Here is a 21573-nt window from a genome sequence, read left to right on the forward strand (position 1 = left end):
TAAAAGAGGCCTTTCTAAGACGTATAACAGTTTGTCTGTCATGTTTTCTGAAGAAGGCAAATTTGATTCCGCTCTATATATGAACACAAAAGTTTTAGCATTGGATTTGGAGGTGGGAGATTCTATTGCTTATTCCACCGATATTGGTAATCGAGCATATTACTACTACAAGCTCAAGCAGTATAAGAAAGGGATTAAACTGGCAAATGAGTCTTTAGGTCTTGAAAAAAATGTTAATGCTAAAACTGATATACTGAAGCTTCTTGCTCAACTGTATGAAGCAGATGGTCAGTATAAGGAGGCGAGTGAATATTGGTCAAAATATGCCTATTTGAACGATTCAGTTGTCAATGCGGAACAGGAGCAATCGTTGCAAGAGTTGCAGGTGAAATTTGATACGGAATTGAAAGAAACAGAAATAGCGAAATTAGAAACTGAAAATAAGGTACAGCGCTTGCAGCAGGAACGCGACAGACAATTTCGAATAATGCTTTTTGTTATCCTTATTGCTGTTATTATTGTTGCAATTCTATTGTATCGTACCTATAAAAAGGAGAACACTTCTAAAAAAATTCTTGACGCTCAGAACAAGGAACTAACGGAGCTTAATTTTACGAAAGACCGGTTATTTTCAGTAATCTCTCATGACCTAAAAAGTCCACTCAGCGCCTTTCATGCCATAACTAAAAGTCTTACTGATAATTGGGATAAGTTGGATAAGGAGCAGGTAAAATCGTTCATCGAGAACTTGCGAGATTCTTCCAAAGAAGTTCACGACATGATGGACAACTTGCTTCGATGGGCGCTTTCACAAACAGGACAACTCAACTATAATCCGCAGTCAGTTAAGCCAGCTGATATTTTAGATGACACCATCAAGCAATTACAGACAGCCATTCAGGCTAATGGAATTACATTGAATCGGAAGTACCACTCTTCAGTAAGCATCAAAGCTGATCAGGACTACCTAAAAATAATCCTGCGAAATTTGTTAAGTAATGCGATTAAGTTTTCTGAAATGGGGAGGTCAATTGATTTGATTATTGAAGAAAATGACCAGCACAAAATTATCAGCATAAAAGATTATGGTGTAGGTATGTCGTCTGCAGATATTGATCTCATCTTAAATGAAAATGGCTCAGTACATGATATAAAAAATTCCGATAAAAAGGGTACTGGCCTGGGTATCACCTTATCTAAGGAACTTTTATACAAAATGGGTGGAAAGTTAGAAGTAGAAAGTGAGCAAAATAGAGGAACGACATTTAAATTAGTCTTTCCAAAAGCTGCCTGATGACACACACTGTATTCATTATTGATGATCATAAAATTGTAAGGGATGGCTTAAAAGCTATTTTACTAGGTTATCCTGAATACGAATTGGTTGGTGAAGCCGCATCTGCCGAAGAGGCTAAACAGAAAATTCAAAACCTGAAGCCCGATATTGTATTTGTCGACCTACGACTGCCGGATGCAAATGGAGCACTGTTAATTCAAGAGTTGATCCGATTAAAACCTCAATCAAAATTCATGCTGTTAACAGCCGAACCCAATGCTCTAGACCTGCAGCGTGCGCAACAAGCAGGTGCTTCCGGCTTCTTGGGTAAGGATATAAACAGTGATGAGTATACACGGGCTATGGCCGCTGTAATTGCTGGTAAGAAATATATTTCCCAATCATTCAGCCATTTATTAGTAGAAGATGCCCATGATATAAGTGTGAGAGAATTGGAAGTATTGCAGTTGTTGGCAGATGGCTTACCCTACAAACAAATAGCCGATAAATTATCCATCAGCCCAAGAACGGTAGAAACTCACAAAAACAATCTCTTGAAAAAGCTGGATGTAGGCACACCTATCGAGCTGGTTAAAAAAGCATTGAAAACTGGTTTGATCAAAGGGTAATAGTAATACGGAGAAGTTTATAAATTGTTTAGTCGCTGAAATACGTTTTTCCCTTAGAGCTTAGAGCTTAGAGCTTAGAGCCTAGAGCCTAGAGCTTAGAATAATCAACTCCAATTAAAATATAATTATATAAAATATGTGATTTCACGCACAAGCATGTGAAAATACCGGATTGAAGTGATGCAGACTCATGTGGATATTTGAATATTCATTAAACCCAAACGTCACATGAAAAGCTTACTACTCAATCACTTAGCCAAAATCAAGTCTACAGCGTTAGTTGTTTCACTTTTACTATTCTCACCACTCTGTGCTTTGGCACAGTTTACGCTAAATTCAGCCACTGGCACGGGCAATGTTTCTGGTGCTGTGGTTAGGTTGGAGTTCAATGCAATTGCTGTTCCCTCCGATGCCTATGAGGCTAATATAAGCACTTTATCGGGTGATATAGTAGGCAGAGCCGGGGTTTCATTTCCTGCCGATTGTGATAATTGTGTAGACCTTACCTACGGACCGGTTAACTCATCTATTTCCACCAACTTATTACCTAATACCACCTACCGTTTAACTATTGAAGGCCCTGGATTTTTTGAAGACGGGGATTTGTTTGACAACTTTTGGCCAGCTCCGAGTGATAATTACACCACTACGTTTACCACTGGCTCAGACAATATCGCTCCGCGGCCCACTTTCATAGGAGCATATCAGCAAAATAATGCTGCTGTCGATTCTGACTTTAAAGGACCGTTTGTATTCTTTTTTGATGAAAAAGTACAAAAAGGCTCGGGGTCTTTCACATTCACGCATGAATCGGAGCCATCAAGAAATTTCACTATACCGGTGAGTTCAAACAACGTAATAGTTACTGAATCTAATTCAGTACTGCCTCATTCGTTCATGCTAGTAGGGCTGGATCAGCCGCTTTATAGTCGTGCTTTGTTAGATGGTCCCACATGTCAGGCCGATGAATGGACGGTCTCCTTTACTCCAGGGATAGCCCAAGATGCGTCAGGAAATGCAAGCGTAGGTACTCTGAATAAAAACTTTGAGGTGTGCGCAAACATCCCCAAGGACATTACGCTTTTCGATTTTGCCGTAGATGGCACTATTGAAAATACACCACCATTTCGTAGAGTAGCCAGTTTCACTCCTTCCGATAGCTTTTGGGGTAGTTTCAAACTAGCCCCTACTTCTGAATACCCCGACAATGCCGCCTTTTACTTAATAGGCAATAATATTTACACGAATACCTCATGGGATTTCGAAACGAAATCGAGCTATACCATTGGGTTAGCAGTGGGGAGGGACGGTGGTCCTTCTGAGACCTTTGAGCTTGTGTTTGACGTGGTTAATGTGGTAAACGAAGGCGTTCAGGTCAGCTCGCTGTCTCCTGCCGATAATTCAAACCCCGGTTTAAGCAATCCAATTAACCCACCTTCTAAATTAACCCTCACCTTTACAGAGGCTGCTGTTGCCGGTCTATCAGGGTCCATTCGAGTGTATAAAGATGAACTTTTCGGCACTGACCCAATCGTTGAGACCTTCACAGTAGGAGACCCTGACATGGTCTTTAGTGGTAATACGGTGACCTTATTTTTGTCAACAGAATTAGAGACTTCAACGCCTTATTACGTGCTAGCAGACAACGGTGTTGTACGTAACTGGACTGGCTATAGCGTCAATACACAATGGAACTTTACTACGGGCCCGGGTGCATTTACTCTAAGAGAGATTTATGACATTACCCTCACCGACTATACCGTTGATGAAAATCAGGTGTTCGGAGCCCAAGTAGGTACGTTGGGTGTGCAGAGAAGAACTTTTAACCCTGGTGCTACTTACAATTACGTAATCAATGATATTGGTAATGGCACTGATACGCTATTCCGGACTTTCAAGAATCCACTTGATGTTAGTGCCCCAACTTCGCTAAGTGCTACTCAGGCGCTCGATTTCGAATCGCAGACTTCTTACGTGGTCAGCGTTACGGTGACCGACAATAGTAGCAACATGCATACGGAAGAAATCCTGATTACAGTAAACGACCTGGTCAATGAGCCCCCAACAGATATCAGCCTATCCGCTTTAGAGATTCCTAGAGAAGGCCTGGCGATAGGCACTACTTTAGCTACACTAACTGGAGAAGATCCGAACGGTGACAACCTTACCTTCACGGTGCGCCCCGGTGGCGATGGAGCAACACTCACCATTTTTGAAGGCGACCAATTACAAACCGCAGCTGCCCTTGTACCACAGGAATACACTTTCACCATTCGTGCCACTGATCCCGGAGGGCTATTTGTGGAGAAACAGTTCTCTTTTGTAGCCTTTCCTAGTAGCGATAATTCCGATGCACTAGTTACTAATGGCATAGGTCAGACAATCACATTTCCCGAACTGCCTTTGGTCAATGAAAACGAGTCAATTACCCTGAGTGCAACGTCAGACTCTGGCCTTCCTGTGTCTTACACCATCGTCTCGGGGCCTGCCTACTTGGTGGGTAGCGATGAGCTGCGATTCTTGGACGGTGGAACAGTGGTGGTAGAAGCTACCCAGTCGGGAACAATAATGGTGAATGCAGCCACACCTGTACAGCGAAGCGTTACGGTGGAAAGTGTAGATAATACACCTCCTGTAATATCTAATTTAAGCTTACCAGATAATGCCAACAATGGAAGTGTGTATTACAATCAAACAATCACCTTTGATGAACCTGTTGTGTTAGACAATACTTCTGGTAATTTTCAGTTGATAAGAATTTCTGATAATAATACACGCTCAATTAGTCCTTCCCTGATCACTCACAGTGGTGCTACTATTGAAATATCAGACTTTAGGTTTCTAACAAAAGGGCAGTCCTACTATTTAAGAATTGACCCTTCCGCAATAACAGATGTTGCAGGTAATCCTTTTCCTGGAGTAATCGATGATTCAGAAACAGCTTTTACTAATGATTGGACTGCACCTGTAGCAACCCTTTCTCCTACTCCAAATGCAACAGGTGTATCATTGGATGTAAACATAGTACTAACTTTCGATCAGAATGTAGAATACTTTCCAGAAACTATGAATTCGACCATGTTCAGGCTGTTCGAAAATACAGGAGGTAATCAGTATACCTTTAGTGCCAATGATTCTGAAGTTACTCTATCGGGAAATACGGTTACGTTAAATCCAACATTCGATCTTAACGAGGATGAGCTATACTCTGTTTTTGTAGAAAATAATACGATAGGAATTGCAGGAGATGTGGGTAAAACTTTTGGAGGTGTTAGTGTCTGGGATTTTAGAACAATTGCACCTGCTCCCATTGTCAATATTCCTGATGCTAATTTTAAGTCGTATCTAGTGGGAAATAATTCTATTAATACTAATGGAGACACTGAAATACAAGTAAGTGAAGCAGAGGCATTTACAGGTCAGATTTTTGCCGCAAATCTTGGCATTAATGATTTGACAGGTATCGAAGCTTTTCCCAACTTAACTGAATTGTATGTGAACAACAATAACCTCACTTCTCTTGACGTAAGCAATAATCTACTATTGACGGATATAGGGTTGGCTTTTAACGATGTATCTGCTCTGGATCTATCGAATCATGCTAATCTCGAAACAGTCAATGTTAGGGCAAACTCATCCTTGACTGCTTTAGATTTATCATCCTCAAGTAGTTCGATAGTTCTGGTAATTGCCCGTGATTGTGCTATATCATCTTTTGAACTTGACGGAGCAGTAAGTCTCAATAATGTGGAATTACAAAACAATGCACTATCAAGTGTAAGTATTACTAACTCCTCCATATCCAATAATCTTTTTCTAAACGGGAATAACCTCACTGCTACAGATTTTACCGGCACTAATGTAAATAACAATTTTCTAATTTTCGGGAGTACCAATTTGTCATCGCTGGATATAAGTAGCATGACAGGTGTACAAGTTATAGATGCCAGTAACACTTCTATTACAGCGCTGGATCTTTCGACTAATATAAATGTAAGAACTATAAATGTACTAAATTCCAACTTGTCCTCACTTTCAGTGAAAAACGGCAATAATACCAATATAAGCACATTTGATGCGAGAGGTAATGCTAACCTTACATGCATTAATGTTGATGATGTCACTCATTTCGAGAACAATTTTTCAGGGAATGTAGATACAGGGGTATTATTCTCTGTTGATTGTGGGGCTGACATTACACCACCAGCAGTAATATCAAGAACTCCACTGGTCGGTGCTACAGATGTACCCGTAGATCAAACGTTCTCAATTTCTTTTGATGAAGATATTGTCATAGGAAATAACCAGATTTTTGTTGAATTATATGAAGGAGCCAGTCTGATTTACGATTTGTCAGAAGAGACAGGAGGTTATTCAAAAACTACTAACAGCATATCATTTACGCTACCTGTTCTAGAGTTTAATACAGATTACAGTATTCGATTAAGAAAAATATTTGACGCAAATGGTAATGAATTTGAAGAGAACGCCTGGTCGTTTACGACAGCAAAAGGAGATCAGACAATCACTTTTGAGGCAATCGCAGCTCAGACATTCGGAACTACTCCATTTGATTTGTCTGCATCATCAACCTCAGGATTAACAATATCGTATGCCAGTTCGAATACATCTGTGGCTACGGTGAGCGGAAATACTGTTACCATAGTGGGAGCTGGATCGACTACGATTACTGCAAGTCAAGCTGGAAATTCTCAGTTCAATGCTGCTACACCAGTACAGCAAGTATTAACAGTGAACAAAGCCAACCAAACGATTACTATTGATGCCATATCAGATAAATTAGTAACAGACGGCTCATTCGCAGTAAATGCCAGCACTACAAGCGGACTGAGCTTAGACTATGCGATTCAATCCGGTCCTGCTAGCATATCAGGTAATACGATTACCTTAGCTGGCACAACAGGCACAGTAACAGTTGAAGTAAGTCAGACTGGAAACACGAACTACAACGCGGCTACAGCTACAGCATCCTTTGTAGTTACAGACCCAGCGAAGACAGATCAGACGATAACCTTCGATGCCTTAGCTGCCAAAACGTTCGGAGACCCAAGTTTTGATCTAACAGCTACCGCGAGTTCAAGCTTGACCGTTACTTATGAAAGCTCAAACCAAAATGTGGCTACCGTAAGCGGAAACACCGTAACCATAGTAGGCGCAGGTAGCACGATGATAACAGCTTCACAAGCGGGAGATGCAACATTTAACCCGGCAACGGATGTACAACAAGAGCTTGTAGTTAACAAAGCAGATCAAACTATTACCATTGATGCGATAGCTGATAAACTAACGACCGATGCGGCTTTCGATATTGAAGCCAGCACAACGAGTAATCTAGCCTTAACGTATGCAGTAATCAATGGCCCTGCAACAAATGCTGGAAGCACGATTACGTTAGATGGCACAGTAGGGATGGTGACTGTAGAAGTAAGCCAGGCAGGCAATACTAATTACAATGCAGCGACAGCTCAGACAAGTTTTGAGGTAACGGAAGCACCCACTACAGAAGACCAGACGATTACATTTGAAACTCTGGAAACGAAAACCTTCGGAGATGCCGACTTTGAACTCACGGCCAGCGCCAGTTCTGGCTTGACAGTAAGTTATACCAGCTCAGACGAAACAGTAGCTACAATCGATGGTTCAACTGTAACAATTGTAGGAGCTGGAACAACAATTATTACTGCAACACAAGCTGGCGATGCAGATTTTAATGCGGCCACTCCGGTTGAACAAGTGCTTACGGTGAATAAAGCAAGCCAGACGATTACCTTCGATGAAATTGAAGATCAGTTTATTGAGGCTGAAATTTTGGAGCTTTCTGCAACGGCTTCCTCAGGTTTAATAGTAGAATTTAATGTGGCAAGTGGCCCAGCATTTCTGAATGGAACTACTCTAATTTTTGATGGGGTAGGCGAAGTTACCGTAGAAGCAATTCAACCCGGAAATGAAAATTTCGAGTCGAAAGTAGTTTCACGAACATTTGAAATAATTTCGGTAACAAGCACTAAAGTTCGTGAAGAAGAGCCTGTAAGTATCTATCCTAATCCAGCGAATAATCAGATTACGTTAACAGGTACTATCGATCAGACAGCCAAAATCTTCATTAGTGATATGAAAGGAAATTTGGTGCGACAAATCAGACCAGCATTGAATGAAAGTATCGATGTATCGGATTTAACCAATGGCATCTACCTTATCCTGATAAAAGGTGAAAACCAACAGATCATCAGATTTATAAAGAAATAACTCATTAAAACAGATAATACGATGAAAACATTAAGAAATATAATAGCAGCGATCACCATGATAAGCCTGTTGGCCACCATGGGTTGCGATAGTGGTGGTGAAGAAGGTCAGCCAAACCCGGCCATTCATCAAGTAGCATTGTTAGTGAATGAAGGTAAGCCTTGGGTAGCTCAGGCAGAATCATTTGTGTTAAAAGATGGCTTTGATGTGAGTGATCAATTTGAAGGATTTAATATAACGTTCTCTGAAGGAACGTTCAAAACAGAGAATGCCATTTCGAGTGCTTGGCCCTCAGAAGGCAACTGGCAGCTGAGTGAACAAGATCTTAACACCATTTTGAGAGGTGATGGAGTAGCCATGAATACCCGAATAATTGGTAATACTTTAACATTGACATTCAGGGCTGGTGGTCCATCAGGTGGCAGAATTACTAGTGTAGAAGGTGAATCCCAGTTCGAGTTAATCAGTCAGTAGTAGTAAGTGTGTGTGATTGATAGAACCCTCTTCTTGCTTCGTCAGAGGAGGGTTTTTTATTCATCTGACTATCAAGTGATTGATAGAAAATAGTGAAATTAATTCTTTTAATCTCTGGTTATTTAACTACAACTTCCTGATAATTGAATTAACCAACTAAAACTAAAAATCATAAATAAGTAAAATGAGGCTATTTTCTCATGAAAAATTAACCATATCAGTAGAAGAAACGCAGGGATTGAAGTATATAAAGGAGGAATGGTCTGGAATTCTGACCTCCACTATTTTTCATAAGTTAATTTACCAATCGCTCGATATTTATAAGAAAGAATTAAAAGCTTTAAAAGGCAAAAATGATCACTTTCTTCTACTGGCTGATGTATCCAAATTGGAACTAATCAGCTCAAAAGACATTGACTGGCTTACAGATGAAATAAATCCGAAGTATGAGGAGTTAGGCTTCACTAAGCAAGCTGTAATTGTTCCAAAGTCACAAATGGCTCAAACTACAGTAGCGGAATATGAGGGACAAACAGGCGGTTTCGATACTAAGATGTTTACAGATGAGCTTGCCGCTAAGCGTTGGTTCTTGTCGTTGAAAAATGAAAAGTAAGGTTAGGAATTTGGCATTATAAAGGATAAAAAGTTATCCGGATTTACAATCTCAAACGAAGCATCAGGATATAGTCGTGTAAATGTTAATGGTACTTTCGCCTTGCTATTAGAAGAATATTTAAATTCATAGGCCTTTAGCACACCTTCACTGTCTTCCAAATAATCAATTTCTTGCTGTTGTTTAGTTCGCCAGAAAAAAGTATTAGCGTAGCTGTGGTAGTAATGGTTTAACTTCATCCTTTCACTTATCAGGAAATTCTCCCATAATGCACCTTTGTCTCGTCTAAAGGTTAATGCAGAGAAATTTGAAATTAAGCTATTTCGTATTCCATTGTCGTAAAAGTAAATTTTCTTTGAGGTGGAGATCTCTTTTCTGGGGTTTCGGCTAAAAGATGTCAGCCTAAAAATCACGAAAGTTTTTTCCAATATATCTAAATAGTGGCTTACGGTATTCTTGTCTATTTGCAACATATTGGCGAGCTCGTTGTACGATATTTCATTGCCTAGTTGGTAGGCGAGCGCTTGTAAAAGCTTCACGATTATATCTGGTTTTCGTAGGCCTCCTATAGTTAAAACATCTTTGTATAAGTAGCTGGTAGCAAGTTGTTGGAGTACCTCTTTTTCTTCACCATTGGCATGGGCGTTTATCACATCGGGGTACATGCCGTATATTAATCGTAACTCTAGTTGTTGTTTGGCCGCTAGATAGCCATAATGATTTTGAAATTCCTGCCAAGAAATAGGGAATAACTTGTATTCCCATTTTCGTCCTGTTAATGGTTCATTTATTTTTTGGTTAAGTTCCAATGCCGATGAACCGCTTACTATTAGGCGCACATCATTAAATTGGTCGGTTATAATTTTTAAGGCAAGACCAATATTTTCAATGCGTTGAGCTTCATCAATAAACACGATTTTAAATTGCCCCAAGAGCTGGCGTATTTTTTCTGTATTGGTATTTTCTAGTTCTTCCCTTACTAAACCATCATCACCATTAAGAAATAAATAGGCACCTTCAGTTTTTAATACCTCTCTTATTAGCGTGGTTTTCCCTGTTTGGCGTGGCCCCAGTATAATAATTGCCTTCTTGTCAGAAAGTCTTTTTCTAATGGCAGGGGCTATAGTTCTGGCAATCATACCTTCAAATTTAATCAAATTTGAATTCTATTCACCAAAAATATATATATTTTAGTGAACGTATTCACCAAAAGTATATATTATTCAGTGATCGTATTCACCAAAAGTATAGGTTTATACTTTCTTTGGATAATCATAAAACAATAATTGGCCATAGCCAAAACTAATTTCTGACCACTTTTTTACCTCAAAACTACAGGCAAATACCCCACAAGTAGGAATATTGTAAATATCTGTATTAGCTAATTCGTTGGCAAAGTCAGTAAAACCCGGGTTATGTCCAAATAGCATTAAAGTCTGGTGTTCATCTGAAACATTTTGTACTACCTTTAATAGCGTGTTTTCACCAGCATGATAAATTGATCGATCAGTAGCTATTTTCTCTTTCGGGTAACCAATTTCTTGCGCAATGTTTCTACAAGTAGTTAATGCACGGTTTGCCGGACTTGAGAGAAGTAAATCCGGAAGTATGCCTTTTTTTCTCAATCTTTTGCCCATTACTGGAGAATCCCTTTCCCCGCGCTTATTCAATGGGCGTTCAAAATCAGTAAGCTCAGGGTAATCCCAGCTCGACTTTGCATGTCGGACTAAATAGAGTGTTTTCATAACAATGCATTATACAATATTTCAGCAGGATGTAAGGCCTTCCGGTTCACACCATCTTTAATCTGATGTCTACAGCTAGTGCCTGCTGCGGCAACGAGTACATTTTCCGGCTGATTTCTGATGGTTGGGAATAAAACCAACTCCCCGATTTGCATGGAAACATCATAGTGCTCCTTTTCATAACCAAACGAACCTGCCATACCACAACAGCCTGACGGAATTAACTCTACCTTGTAATTCTTGGGTAGCGAAAGAATCTTTTTACTCGGTACCAATGAAGATAGAGCCTTTTGATGACAATGACCATGAAGTTTAATGAGGCGATCTTCAGCAGTAAACTGTTCTGTACTAATATTTCCTTTAGCCAATTCTTTAGCTAAAAACTCTTCAAATGTATAAACGTTCTTTGCGAGCGATTTGGTGTTAGTCACTAATTCTTGGTCCACTAAATTTGGGTACTCGTCTCTAAAAGAGAGAATAGCAGAAGGTTCAATTCCAACCAATGGAACTGCCTCACTAACTAACTCACTAAATAAATGAAGCTGTTCGGTGGCCAATCTTTTGGCTTCTGTTAACATACCTTTTGAAAGGTACGAACGACCACTTTCCGGGTGATCGATGAGACGCACTTCATATCCAAGCGCATGAAGCAGCTTAACTGTTATAATACCTATTTCAGCATCATTGTAATTGGTAAATTCATCGCAGAATAAATACAAACTGCCTTTTTTGCTTTCAATGGCTGGCAGTTTATTAAAATCTCTGTTATACCATTTTCTCAATGTTATGGTAGCCAATTTTGGCATGCTCCGTTTAGGATGAAACCCAATTAATGGTTTAACTAAGTGAGAAAGGGGAGAGTTCATTACCAATGAATAACCCCATGGCATGAATGAGGCAAGTTTATTCAGTTTAGAGAAATTGCCAATCATTTTCGTTCTCAGTGGTACACCATTATCCTGATAGTATTGATGTTGAAACTCGGCCTTAAGCTTACCTACATCAACATTGGATGGGCACTCAGATTTACATCCTTTACACGATAGACATAAGTCCATTACCTCTTTTATTTCGCTGCTGTCAAACGGATTGTTCTTTGTAGAATTGGTGAGAACTTCCCGAAGAACATTTGCCCTTGCCCTTGTGGTGTCTTTTTCATTCTTTGTAGCCATGTAAGAGGGGCACATCGTACCACCACTTAAATGCGTTTTTCTGCAGTCTCCAGAACCATTACATTGCTCAGCTGCCCGTAAGTAACCTTGCGTATCTTCAAAGTTTAGAACAGTCTTAAATTGTTTTGTTTCTTGGCCTGGCTTAAACCGCAGACTGGTGTTCATAGAAGGCGTATCAACAATTTTACCCGGATTAAAAATATTATCTGGATCCCATGCTTTTTTTATTGATTTCAGAAGTTCATAATTCTCCTTACCAATCATAAAAAGGATAAACTCACCACGCAAACGGCCATCACCATGCTCACCACTTAAAGACCCTTTATACTTTTTTACGAGCGCAGCAATCTCCTCCAACACTTTTCTAAAAAGTTGATTACCTTCTTCGGTTTTAAGATTTAGAATAGGTCTTAAATGAAGTTCGCCCGAACCTGCATGGGCATAATGCACACAGAAGAGATTATATTTTTTTAGCTTTTCATTGAACTCATTAATATATTCCGGCAGGTCATTCACATCAACAGCGGTATCTTCAATGACCGGAGCAGGCTTTGCATCACCGGGCATATTACTTAAAAGTCCTAGCCCTGCTTTTCTGAGCTCCCAAACCTTTTTTATATCATCGCCACTTACAACAGGGTAATGGTAGCCTAGATTTTTATTTTTTAGGTCATTAATTAAATTTTCGCAAGCTTCTTCCAACTCCTTCTCACTTTCCGAAAAAAGCTCAACTACTAATATTGCTTTTGGGTCATCTTTAACAAAAAAGCGGTTTTCTTTTTGGCTGATGTTATCCTTGGTGCGTTCTAATATGTAATGATCCATCAATTCTGAAGCAGATGGATTGTATTTGAGGGCTACCAAATTGCCTTTGAGAGACTCGTAAACAGATTCGAAATGTACGCAAACCAGTGCCTTATGTTTAGGCGGTAGAGGATCGATGTTCAACTTAGCCTCAGTAATAAACGCAAGTGTTCCTTCAGATCCTGCAAGTAGCGTACAGAAATTAAATAGTTGTTTGGTTTCTATAAATGGACAGGTGTCACTTAATAAATCAATAGCATAGCCCGTGTTTCTTCTTTTTATTGATTTTTTTGGATATTCCCTTTCAATCCTTTCTCTATTGGTTTGGTCGGATAATATTGCTTTGATGTTTCGATAGATATCACCCTCTAGTGTTGACAAAGTGCATTTAGATTCAAACTCTTCTTTAGTAAGCGCCTTTAATTCTATTTCAGACGCATCTGATAGGAGAACCTTCGCAGAAATCAAATGATCGCGTGTGCTACCATATATTACTGAATTGGAGCCACAGGAGTTGTTACCAATCATACCACCAATCATGGCCCGATTAGCCGTAGAGGTTTCTGGGCCAAATAAGAAGCCAGAAGGCTTCAAAAACATATTTAGTTCATCGCGAATAACTCCAGGTTGAACGCGCACCCATTTCTCACCTTCGTTCAATTCAACTATTTGGGTAAAGTGTTTCGAGACATCTACAATAATTCCGTTTCCTACAACCTGGCCAGCGAGTGAAGTACCTGCCGTTCTGGGAATTAATGAAGTATTATTTTCTTTCGCAAAATGGATTAATTGCTTTAAATCGGCCATTGATTTTGGAAATGCAACCGCAACAGGAATCTCCCGGTAGGCCGAGGCATCCGTAGCATAAATAGTTTTAGATACGTTATCCCAAACTATTTCTCCCTCAAGGCTGTTTCTTAACTGATTTAGACGATTTACATCCATTTTCACATCTATCAAACATGAAAATTAGAATGTTTTTACCGTGGTAGAAAAGAAATGGTTAAGTTTAAATTGATTTTTTAAACTAATTATTAATTACAATGAAACTTAGGTTCATTGCATTTGCATTTTTAGCTCTTGTTTTAGCATCATGCGGGGCGGCAAAAAAGGCTCGAATTCGAGAACAAAAGATTAACACCGTTATTTCTACAGCCAGAAGTTATACCGGTACTCCATATCGGTGGGGTGGCACTACAAGGTCTGGAATAGATTGTTCAGGGCTGCTGTGTAATTCATTTCGGTCGGTGAATTACGAACTTCCAAGAACGTCAGACGCTCAAAGTAAAATAGGAAAGAAGGTAAAGGAAAAAGACCTGCAACCAGGGGATTTGGTGTTTTTCGCTACTGGTAAGCGTAAAAGAAAGATTACACATGTAGGCCTGGTTACTTACTCGCGTAAAGGCACAGTTAAGTTTATACACAGCTCAAGTTCTTTAGGCGTAGTTGAAAACAGTTTGAGTAGCGATTACTATAAAAAAAGATTTCGAACGGCAAGACGGCCTTTTTAATAATTGATATTTAATTATATTTGCCAACCTTATGGGGGATTAGCTCAGTTGGCTAGAGCGCTACACTGGCAGTGTAGAGGCCACCGGTTCGAATCCGGTATTCTCCACTAAAGCACTTCGAAAGAAGTGCTTTTTTCGTTTTTAATTAGTAGTTATTAATCGATTCTTCGATTTTTACTAGCATTTTAATTCTTTAGGTCATTTCGCAGGTGAGCTTTCGAGCCGAAGAAATCTTCTGCGGTTTGAAGTAAACACTTCTTTTTTAGATTTCTCCATTACCTTGCAAGGACGGAACAAGTTGGATCAATAACTTAGGATACTTCTAATTTACTCTAGGTATTACAAGTTAAATATCTGCAAAAAAACCCTTAGAGCAGTAAATTCTCCCGGCATTCATATAAAATTTATATTCGCTGTCATATGATCCTTCAAACAAATTAATTGTTTTGATGATTTCTTTGGTTTCTGGGTTGTATACTTCAAAAGTATCTTGATTAGTGACCCAACCAAGTGTGTTTCTATTTAAATCGTAAGTTAAATTTTTGGCACTGTGAGATAAGTTTAATGAGTATACTAGACTCAGTGAAGTTTTATCAATTTCTTTAAACTCGTTACCACTCAAAACGAAGATTGTACTTCCATCTTGATTAAATTCGAATTCCTGAGCAACAATCTCACGAGTATTGGCAGGCCTATTATCAATAATATCTTCTACAAAACACCCTGATAATGACTTTGCAATAATCATATCTCCTTGAGGGCTAATTTTAATATATTCTAATTGACCCCCCAATCCACTTCCATAATTAATTTCACCAGTTTTGATATTCAGAATTGCATGATTAGTTGAACCAGCAATATAAGCTGCATGATCATTGTTTGAAATTGTTAGACCTCCTCTACAACCAAAAACTACTGACTCAATTTGATGCTGATCAATGATTACATCATTATTTGGATTATAAATATGAAAAGTTTTATTGTCTCCATATCCGATTATGTTCATGCCGTTTTGTGAGACTGCCAAATGATGAACATCTAAATATTTATCGTTGTGAATACTATAAAAATCGTTATTAGACTTTAAGTAAAGCACTTCATTAACGCTTGGATAAAATAACTCGTCAAATTCTGAAAAATCTTCACCTGACATAAAATAGTAGAACTCTTTTCTTTCACATTCATTTTGACCCAATTTAAATGCATGTTCTTGACCGAGCCTTATTTTGGTGACTGAAGAAGTGTCGTTAATGTTTGTACTTTCGAAGATAGTATTATCATTTTCTGTGAGTTCATACCCGTTAAAATACTTGTAAAAAGGAGACTTATTCCAAATTAGTGTCAATTCATCCCCATCAAGACTTGACTTTATAATTTTAAGCTCATATTTCGAGTCGTAATATTCAGTCACTTCAGTATATTTAGATGTAATAGGTGATCTTATCGATCCGGTTAACATACAGACTCCTCCTACAAAATCTTGAAGCTCATAAGAAGTGATATCTCGATCCTTTATTTCAAGAGTTTCATTGCATTGCTCATATCCATCAAATTGAATACTAATATTAATATTATATTCTTCGAAAAAGTGGCGCTCATATTTGTTCCATTCAATTTTTAAGACACCATTTTCGACCATTAATTTTGAAAAATTAATCTTATCAGGAGGTGAATTGTCAAAACACAAAGTATACTTTCTTGTCCAAATAAGTTCCTCAAAACCTAACTGGTCGACATAGCTCCCAGTTCCAGTATTTGTGAATGCCTCAATTACAAGCTGCTTACAACCTGTGAAATTATCTACCGGATCAACGGTTAATGAGCTTGTGGTTCTATTTTTAGATATATTCTCAAACTCTTGCCTCGTTTCCAGTAGCTTTTCACCACCAAGAGTTGCATTAATTTCTATGTGTTTATAATTCCCTTCAGTAGTAAATTCCAAAATGGTACTTTTTTCAATGAATATTGAATCGTCTTGATCTGTCAATTCAAACTTCGAAATTTCAGTTGTTGGAGTTTTTGATATTACTTCCTTTTCAACTTCATCAAATTCATATTGGCACGAAATACTAACCAATATCAAAAGTAAAATAATGTATTTATTCTTCATTTGCTGATTTGAATGTATACGATATGCCTAAACCTAATCTTAAACCACTCCAATCTGCCTTTATTTGTGCTCCACTATCAGTCACTACCTCAAAATCATCAATCATCAATGGTTCTGTAAAATGCGCAGAGTAACCAACTCGGCTCACAAGTCCAATATTTTTTAAAAGTTTGAAGTCTATTTTTGTTTGTGGAGTTATGAAAATATTAGAGGATTTGAATTCAACGCTGGTTTTTTCATAGAGTTGAGTATTAGTGTCACTTGGAAGTAACTCATCAATTACTTCTACTTCGGTGACGCAATAACCAACTCTAATTCCTGGACTTATTGATAAAAATCTATTTATTCTCAGCTCTTTTTCTCCCACTATCCCAAAATTATTAGATGAAGCGGGAATGTCGATTCTATAATGAGCTGAGTAATCACGTACACCAGATCTTGCTCCTGTATTCGAATGACTATAAAAAAAACCGAAATTTAATTGACTGGTCTTATAGAATATAGATATATCTATATCCAGTGTAGAAGGGAAATCATCTACTGTTTTAAGGTTTGCCTGATCATTGAGATAATTTCTGAATTGTTTTAGTGAGGACATTTTGTAGTTTCCATAAACTACCCCTGATTGGATAGATATTTGCGAAATTGAAACTAAAGGATATGCTAATAAAAGGCCTAAAATTAAAATTCTCATGGATTCACAAAGTTAATAACAAATCTTCCCTATCGAATTAAATTTGATAGCAATATTTTCATGAAGTATATATCAAATCAAAATTCTTACCTAGCGCAAGTCTATGACTTGTGCTTAAAATGGAGTTGAGAGTCTGTGACTCGGTTAATTTTCGAATAATAATGTCGGGTTACAAACCCTTTGTATCATTGAAAAATCACTAGTTGAAAACTTGCACCAGCTGAAGTTTATATTTTCATAATATTACTTCACTTAAATTGGGGGATAAAATAGTTGAGACTGACCCTTATCTTTAAATTGTAAGACATATTTAGACTTTATGAATTCATTCCAATTAAATATTAAAAACCCATGCAATCAAAAGTTTGATAGCTTTTCAAAAACTGATGTTGGTGGATATTGTAAAAGTTGTGAAAGGGAGGTTATCGATTTTACAAAGATGACCGATGCGGAGATTAAGAATTATTTCTTAAATAAACCAGATAAAGTGTGTGGTAGGCTTCGAGATGATCAAATGAAATTATATACCGCAGATTCATCATTTACTATAAGAAGCAATACTTATGTTGGCCTAGGTTTTTTATCATTATTATCAATTTTACCAATTCAAGGTTTCAGTCAAGAAAAATTAAGAACTAGTTCTGAATTATCTGAATCTTCCTCTAATGATGTGAAAAAGGAACTAAAATCTACAATTAGGAGTGTTGAAGGTAATGTTATGTCAATTGAAGATGGTTCTCCATTACGTGGTGTAAGTATCAGTTTAAAGGGCAACCCTAAAATAAATACAACAACAGACTTGAATGGGAATTATAAATTTGATCACGAATTTAAAGCTGGCGATATTTTGATATTTTCATTTATTGGATTAGCCACGGCTGAAATTCCTATTAGATTTAATACTCCCTATAATATTGAAATGGAAATTCAAATGGCTCCTAATATGGGTGAAATATCGGTGAATGAAATTTATAGCACAAAACAAAAATTTTGGAGGAAGTTGACAAGTATATTCAGATGAGATATGTCTTGCCCATCATTTTATGCTTGGTAATTAAGCTTGGTTTCGCCCAGAATAATCCCAATAATTTTCAAAAAGCGGATAGTGTTGCGAAAGTTTATTTAGGCTTTAGTTTGAACAATCTGCCTCAACTAGCTTCTAATCTCACCAGTTTCTCGAATGATGAAGTTGAACGCTATAGAGCAATATTCACCTGGGTTTGTGAAAATATTGAAGCTGATATTCCGAATTACAGAATCAATAATAGAAAAAGAAATAGATTCAAGAATGATACGAGTAAATTGGAAGAATGGAATTCTGAATTCTCTAAAATAGTATTCAAAAGACTTTTGGAAGATAAAAAGACAGTCTGCATGGGGTACTCATACTTGATAATGCAGCTATGCTATTTGGCCAATATTAAGGCAGAAATAGTAGATGGCTATGGACGATCAACAACTTCCATTTATGATGGCTTCGGATTGCCTAATCATTCTTGGAATTCAGTGTATTTGAAAGGAAGGTGGTATTTATCTGATCCAACTTGGTCTAGTGGTGACATTAATTCTGAAAACTCTGAATTTTATCAAAAGTATAATGATGGCTACTTCTTAGTTGAGCCTACTGAGTTTTCTTATACACATTACCCGCTAGATAAAAAATGGTTATTAAATGATAGTAGCCTTACATTTAGTGAATTCCAGGAAAGACCTTTAGTCTATAAAAATGCTTTTAAGAAGTCCATCTTTCCAAAAGAACCTAATTTGTTTAATAGAGTTATAGAAAAAGGCGAATCAATTGAATTTATTTTTAAGTCTAAATCAGTAAAAAACCTTCAAAATATTTCTCTTGAAATAATTAAAGGAAGTACTATTAAATTAATTGATAACTATGAGGTACTTGATGAATCTCATTTTAAATTCAATTACCATTTTACTTCAAAAGGGAAATATGATATTCATCTAAAAGTTGATGATACATATATTAGTACGTTTGCTGTTACTGCAAGGTAGTTTTCAAACGGTTCTTTTTGTCTCACACTTTACACGAGTTAAATTTCTGCCCATTATTTACTATCTTTTCAAATTAGTAGCTAATTTCAAAGTAGGAACCAACTAAATCATAATAGGCAACTGTAGATGGCTAAACTTAAAAACATAATCAAGCAGCTTTCTGCGAAAGATTACGATGCTATTTATACTTCTTTAATTGAAAGTAACGCAGAAAAATCTGCGTATCTACTTCAGGCAATGCGTGAGCGCCAGCTCTCTGATAACAAAATAATGGATGAGCTGGAAGTAAATACAAACGCTTATTATACCCTTCGTTCTAGGTTAAACCAGAAGATAGAAGAACATCTTCTCCAGCAGATGGAAAGCCCACGAACGGATATCCTGAAGAAAGTAGCGAACATTAATGAAATCATCTTTACTAAAAAGAAAGCCATTGCCACTGCTACATTAAAGAAACTCGAAAAAGAACTGTTGGATTACGATCTTTCTAACGAATTAACAGTAGTCTACAAGTCGCTGAAAAAACTACACCTTCATTCACCTGACTACTTTAACTATTCGCAGTTGTATAACCGCCATGTGGCCTATATGCTGGCGGTAGATAAAGCAGAAGACCTCCTAGCTGAGTACTTCAAAAAGTATGGAGAATACTCACTATCAGGTGATGAAACAGATAAAATGGGATTGGATCTCCTTTTGCGGGAAATGAACAACGTTGCTGCATTATATGAATCACACAGGCTCTATGTGTATGAGAGTTGCATCATCATTTTTCACAGGTTATTTGTAGATCAGGAAGAGTCTATGGATGATGGGGAGGAACCCATCGAAGATATACTCGATAACGTGGCAAAAATATTCAATCAGTACCAGCTGGATTCTATCTACTACCATCTGAACCTGGTGTTTGAATTTTTAAAGTTAGAGTACTACAATCATTATAAGGTATACAGAAAGGCAGAGCATTTTTACGAGGAGGTAAATGATGCGGCTGATAACCTTTTGACCAATTATAACCTTTACACCTTCCCTGCCCAGTTTTTGGTAACAAAGATGAATCGCCATTTGAGGATGGGTACGGAGCAGTCTATGTATGAGGAAAATGAAGGAGCTTACCATGATTTTGAAGTGGATAAATTGGATGCTCCAACGTTTCTTGTTTACACCATGTACAGAGCCATTTCCGCTTATTATGTAGGTAAATATGAAGAGTCCAGCAAGTGGATCAACAACTTGTTAAACGAAGTAAGCCTAAAGAAATACCCATACATTCAACTGGAAATTAAGCTGGTACTTGCAGTACAATATTGTATGCTCAATGATTTTGAATTATTTAATCAGCTAATCAATAGTATTCAGCGTCAAATAAGACTGCTTGGCAAAGATAATTGTGAGCACATTATCTTATTCACTAAAATTCTTAAAACCGCAATAAGCGATGTGAAGAAGAATAAGATTGATAAGTTGAACAGTATGGTAGAGAAAATTGGGGAGGTGAAAACTCCATTCTTCTCACCATCGTTATTCATTAAATTCAAAGGTGATTTTGTCAACAGAATTGCTGACAAGGTAATTGTCTAAAGCTCCAGTTTCTCTAGGTTTTCCTGTGATAAAGGTTTGTTGATGTACTTCTTCACATAAGAGTACTTCTTAGATTTATTCACATCTTGAGGATTGATGGAAGAAGTAAGCATTACAATTTTACATTTGCTTCTGGTTTGATCAGAAAGCTTTTCGAATTCATCTAAAAATTGAAAGCCATCCATCAAAGGCATATCAATGTCAAGAAAAATAACCTCAGGTAAAACACTCATAGAAACATCAGGTAACTTACTGATGTTTTTTAGAAATTCAATAGCACTCTTTGCGCCAGTATGTGTGTAAATATGCTCTGCAATATTCGAAGCTTCGATCATTTTCTGATTAATGAGGTTATCAATCTCATTATCATCTATTAGCATTACTGAGTGAAATTTTTTAGACATACTTTTTCAATTGAATTCTCCACTAAATATAATTCTAATTAGGCGATTACAAAAAAGAAAGGGATACTATCTTCATAGCACCCCTTTATCCTATTATTCTAACTAATCTATTACAGATCGAACTTAATACCTTGTGCTAAAGGCAGGTCTTTTCCGTAATTAATGGTATTGGTTTGTCTACGCATATACACTTTCCAGGCATCTGATCCAGACTCTCGACCACCACCTGTTTCTTTCTCACCACCAAAAGCACCACCAATTTCAGCACCTGAGGTTCCGA

Annotated in this window: 15 protein-coding genes, 1 tRNA gene and 1 pseudogene; 10 read left to right on the forward strand and 7 right to left on the reverse strand. The window is 37.6% G+C overall.

Translation table 11 applies throughout. The annotated features are described in order from the left end of the window. The 5 genes from RLO81_RS13035 to RLO81_RS13055 all read left to right on the forward strand — a co-directional run. Window positions 1-1294, forward strand: a 1294-nt coding sequence (locus tag RLO81_RS13035) for a sensor histidine kinase (RefSeq protein ID WP_350112258.1), incomplete at its 5' end; no start/stop codon positions are given. After that, on the forward strand, window positions 1294-1905 hold the full coding sequence (locus RLO81_RS13040; protein WP_350112261.1) for a response regulator: 612 nt from the start codon (window positions 1294-1296) through the stop codon (window positions 1903-1905). The genes RLO81_RS13035 and RLO81_RS13040, both read left to right, overlap by 1 nt. Window positions 1906-2133: 228 nt before the next feature. Beyond that, complete coding sequence (locus RLO81_RS13045) at window positions 2134-8172, forward strand: beta strand repeat-containing protein (protein WP_350112263.1); 6039 nt, start codon at window positions 2134-2136, stop codon at window positions 8170-8172. Window positions 8173-8193: 21 nt separating this feature from the next. Then, window positions 8194-8646: a hypothetical protein gene (locus tag RLO81_RS13050; RefSeq protein ID WP_350112266.1), complete on the forward strand. Its 453-nt coding sequence runs from the start codon at window positions 8194-8196 to the stop codon at window positions 8644-8646. 184 nt (window positions 8647-8830) lie between these two features. Then, window positions 8831-9259, forward strand: a complete 429-nt coding sequence (locus tag RLO81_RS13055) for a hypothetical protein (protein WP_350112268.1) — start codon at window positions 8831-8833, stop codon at window positions 9257-9259. A 2-nt stretch (window positions 9260-9261) separates the two neighbouring features. On the opposite strand, the gene RLO81_RS13060 is transcribed toward RLO81_RS13055, so the two are convergent. The 3 genes from RLO81_RS13060 to RLO81_RS13070 all read right to left on the reverse strand — a co-directional run bounded on the left by RLO81_RS13060 (window position 9262) and on the right by RLO81_RS13070 (window position 13925). Next, window positions 9262-10398: an ATP-binding protein gene (locus tag RLO81_RS13060; RefSeq protein ID WP_350112271.1), complete on the reverse strand. Its 1137-nt coding sequence runs from the start codon at window positions 10396-10398 to the stop codon at window positions 9262-9264. Window positions 10399-10512: 114 nt separating this feature from the next. Beyond that, complete coding sequence (locus RLO81_RS13065; RefSeq protein ID WP_350112274.1) at window positions 10513-11004, reverse strand: SixA phosphatase family protein; 492 nt, start codon at window positions 11002-11004, stop codon at window positions 10513-10515. Then, the gene (locus RLO81_RS13070; protein WP_350112277.1) at window positions 11001-13925 is read right to left on the reverse strand and encodes an FAD-binding and (Fe-S)-binding domain-containing protein; all 2925 of its coding nucleotides are present in this window, start codon (window positions 13923-13925) and stop codon (window positions 11001-11003) included. Before RLO81_RS13070 ends, RLO81_RS13065 begins: the two co-directional genes overlap by 4 nt. Window positions 13926-14023: 98 nt before the next feature. On the opposite strand from RLO81_RS13070, the gene RLO81_RS13075 reads away from it, so the two are divergent. Beyond that, complete coding sequence (locus tag RLO81_RS13075) at window positions 14024-14491, forward strand: C40 family peptidase (RefSeq protein WP_350112279.1); 468 nt, start codon at window positions 14024-14026, stop codon at window positions 14489-14491. Window positions 14492-14524: 33 nt separating this feature from the next. Next, a tRNA-Ala gene (locus RLO81_RS13080) sits at window positions 14525-14598 on the forward strand. A gap of 239 nt (window positions 14599-14837) precedes the next feature. Here RLO81_RS13080 and RLO81_RS13085 read toward each other — a convergent pair. Then, entirely contained in the window at window positions 14838-16601 is a 1764-nt protein-coding gene (locus tag RLO81_RS13085; protein ID WP_350112282.1) for a hypothetical protein, read from the reverse strand. Beyond that, window positions 16591-17295 carry a hypothetical protein gene (locus RLO81_RS13090; protein ID WP_350112284.1) on the reverse strand — a complete coding sequence of 235 codons (705 nt, stop codon included), beginning with the start codon at window positions 17293-17295 and terminating at the stop codon, window positions 16591-16593. The genes RLO81_RS13085 and RLO81_RS13090 overlap by 11 nt, the downstream gene beginning before the upstream one ends. Before the next feature lie 319 nt (window positions 17296-17614). Between RLO81_RS13090 and RLO81_RS13095 the strand changes: the two genes are divergently transcribed. The 3 genes from RLO81_RS13095 to RLO81_RS13105 all read left to right on the forward strand — a co-directional run bounded on the left by RLO81_RS13095 (window position 17615) and on the right by RLO81_RS13105 (window position 20889). Continuing rightward, a complete protein-coding gene (locus tag RLO81_RS13095) occupies window positions 17615-18316 on the forward strand; it encodes a carboxypeptidase-like regulatory domain-containing protein (RefSeq protein WP_350112287.1) in 702 nt (233 codons plus the stop codon). After that, on the forward strand, window positions 18286-19308 hold the full coding sequence (locus RLO81_RS13100) for a transglutaminase domain-containing protein (RefSeq protein ID WP_350112290.1): 1023 nt from the start codon (window positions 18286-18288) through the stop codon (window positions 19306-19308). The genes RLO81_RS13095 and RLO81_RS13100 overlap by 31 nt, the downstream gene beginning before the upstream one ends. Before the next feature lie 126 nt (window positions 19309-19434). Further along, window positions 19435-20889, forward strand: coding sequence for a hypothetical protein (locus RLO81_RS13105; RefSeq protein WP_350112293.1), 1455 nt, complete (start codon window positions 19435-19437; stop codon window positions 20887-20889). On the opposite strand, the gene RLO81_RS13110 is transcribed toward RLO81_RS13105, so the two are convergent. Then, on the reverse strand, window positions 20886-21293 hold the full coding sequence (locus RLO81_RS13110) for a response regulator (protein WP_350112296.1): 408 nt from the start codon (window positions 21291-21293) through the stop codon (window positions 20886-20888). The genes RLO81_RS13105 and RLO81_RS13110 overlap by 4 nt on opposite strands. A gap of 110 nt (window positions 21294-21403) precedes the next feature. Further along, a pseudogene (locus RLO81_RS13115) lies at window positions 21404-21573 on the reverse strand (aldehyde dehydrogenase family protein); the annotation flags it as partial.

The sequence above is a fragment of the Fulvivirga sp. genome (assembly GCF_040220315.1).
Taxonomy (GTDB): Bacteria; Bacteroidota; Bacteroidia; order Cytophagales; family Cyclobacteriaceae; genus Fulvivirga.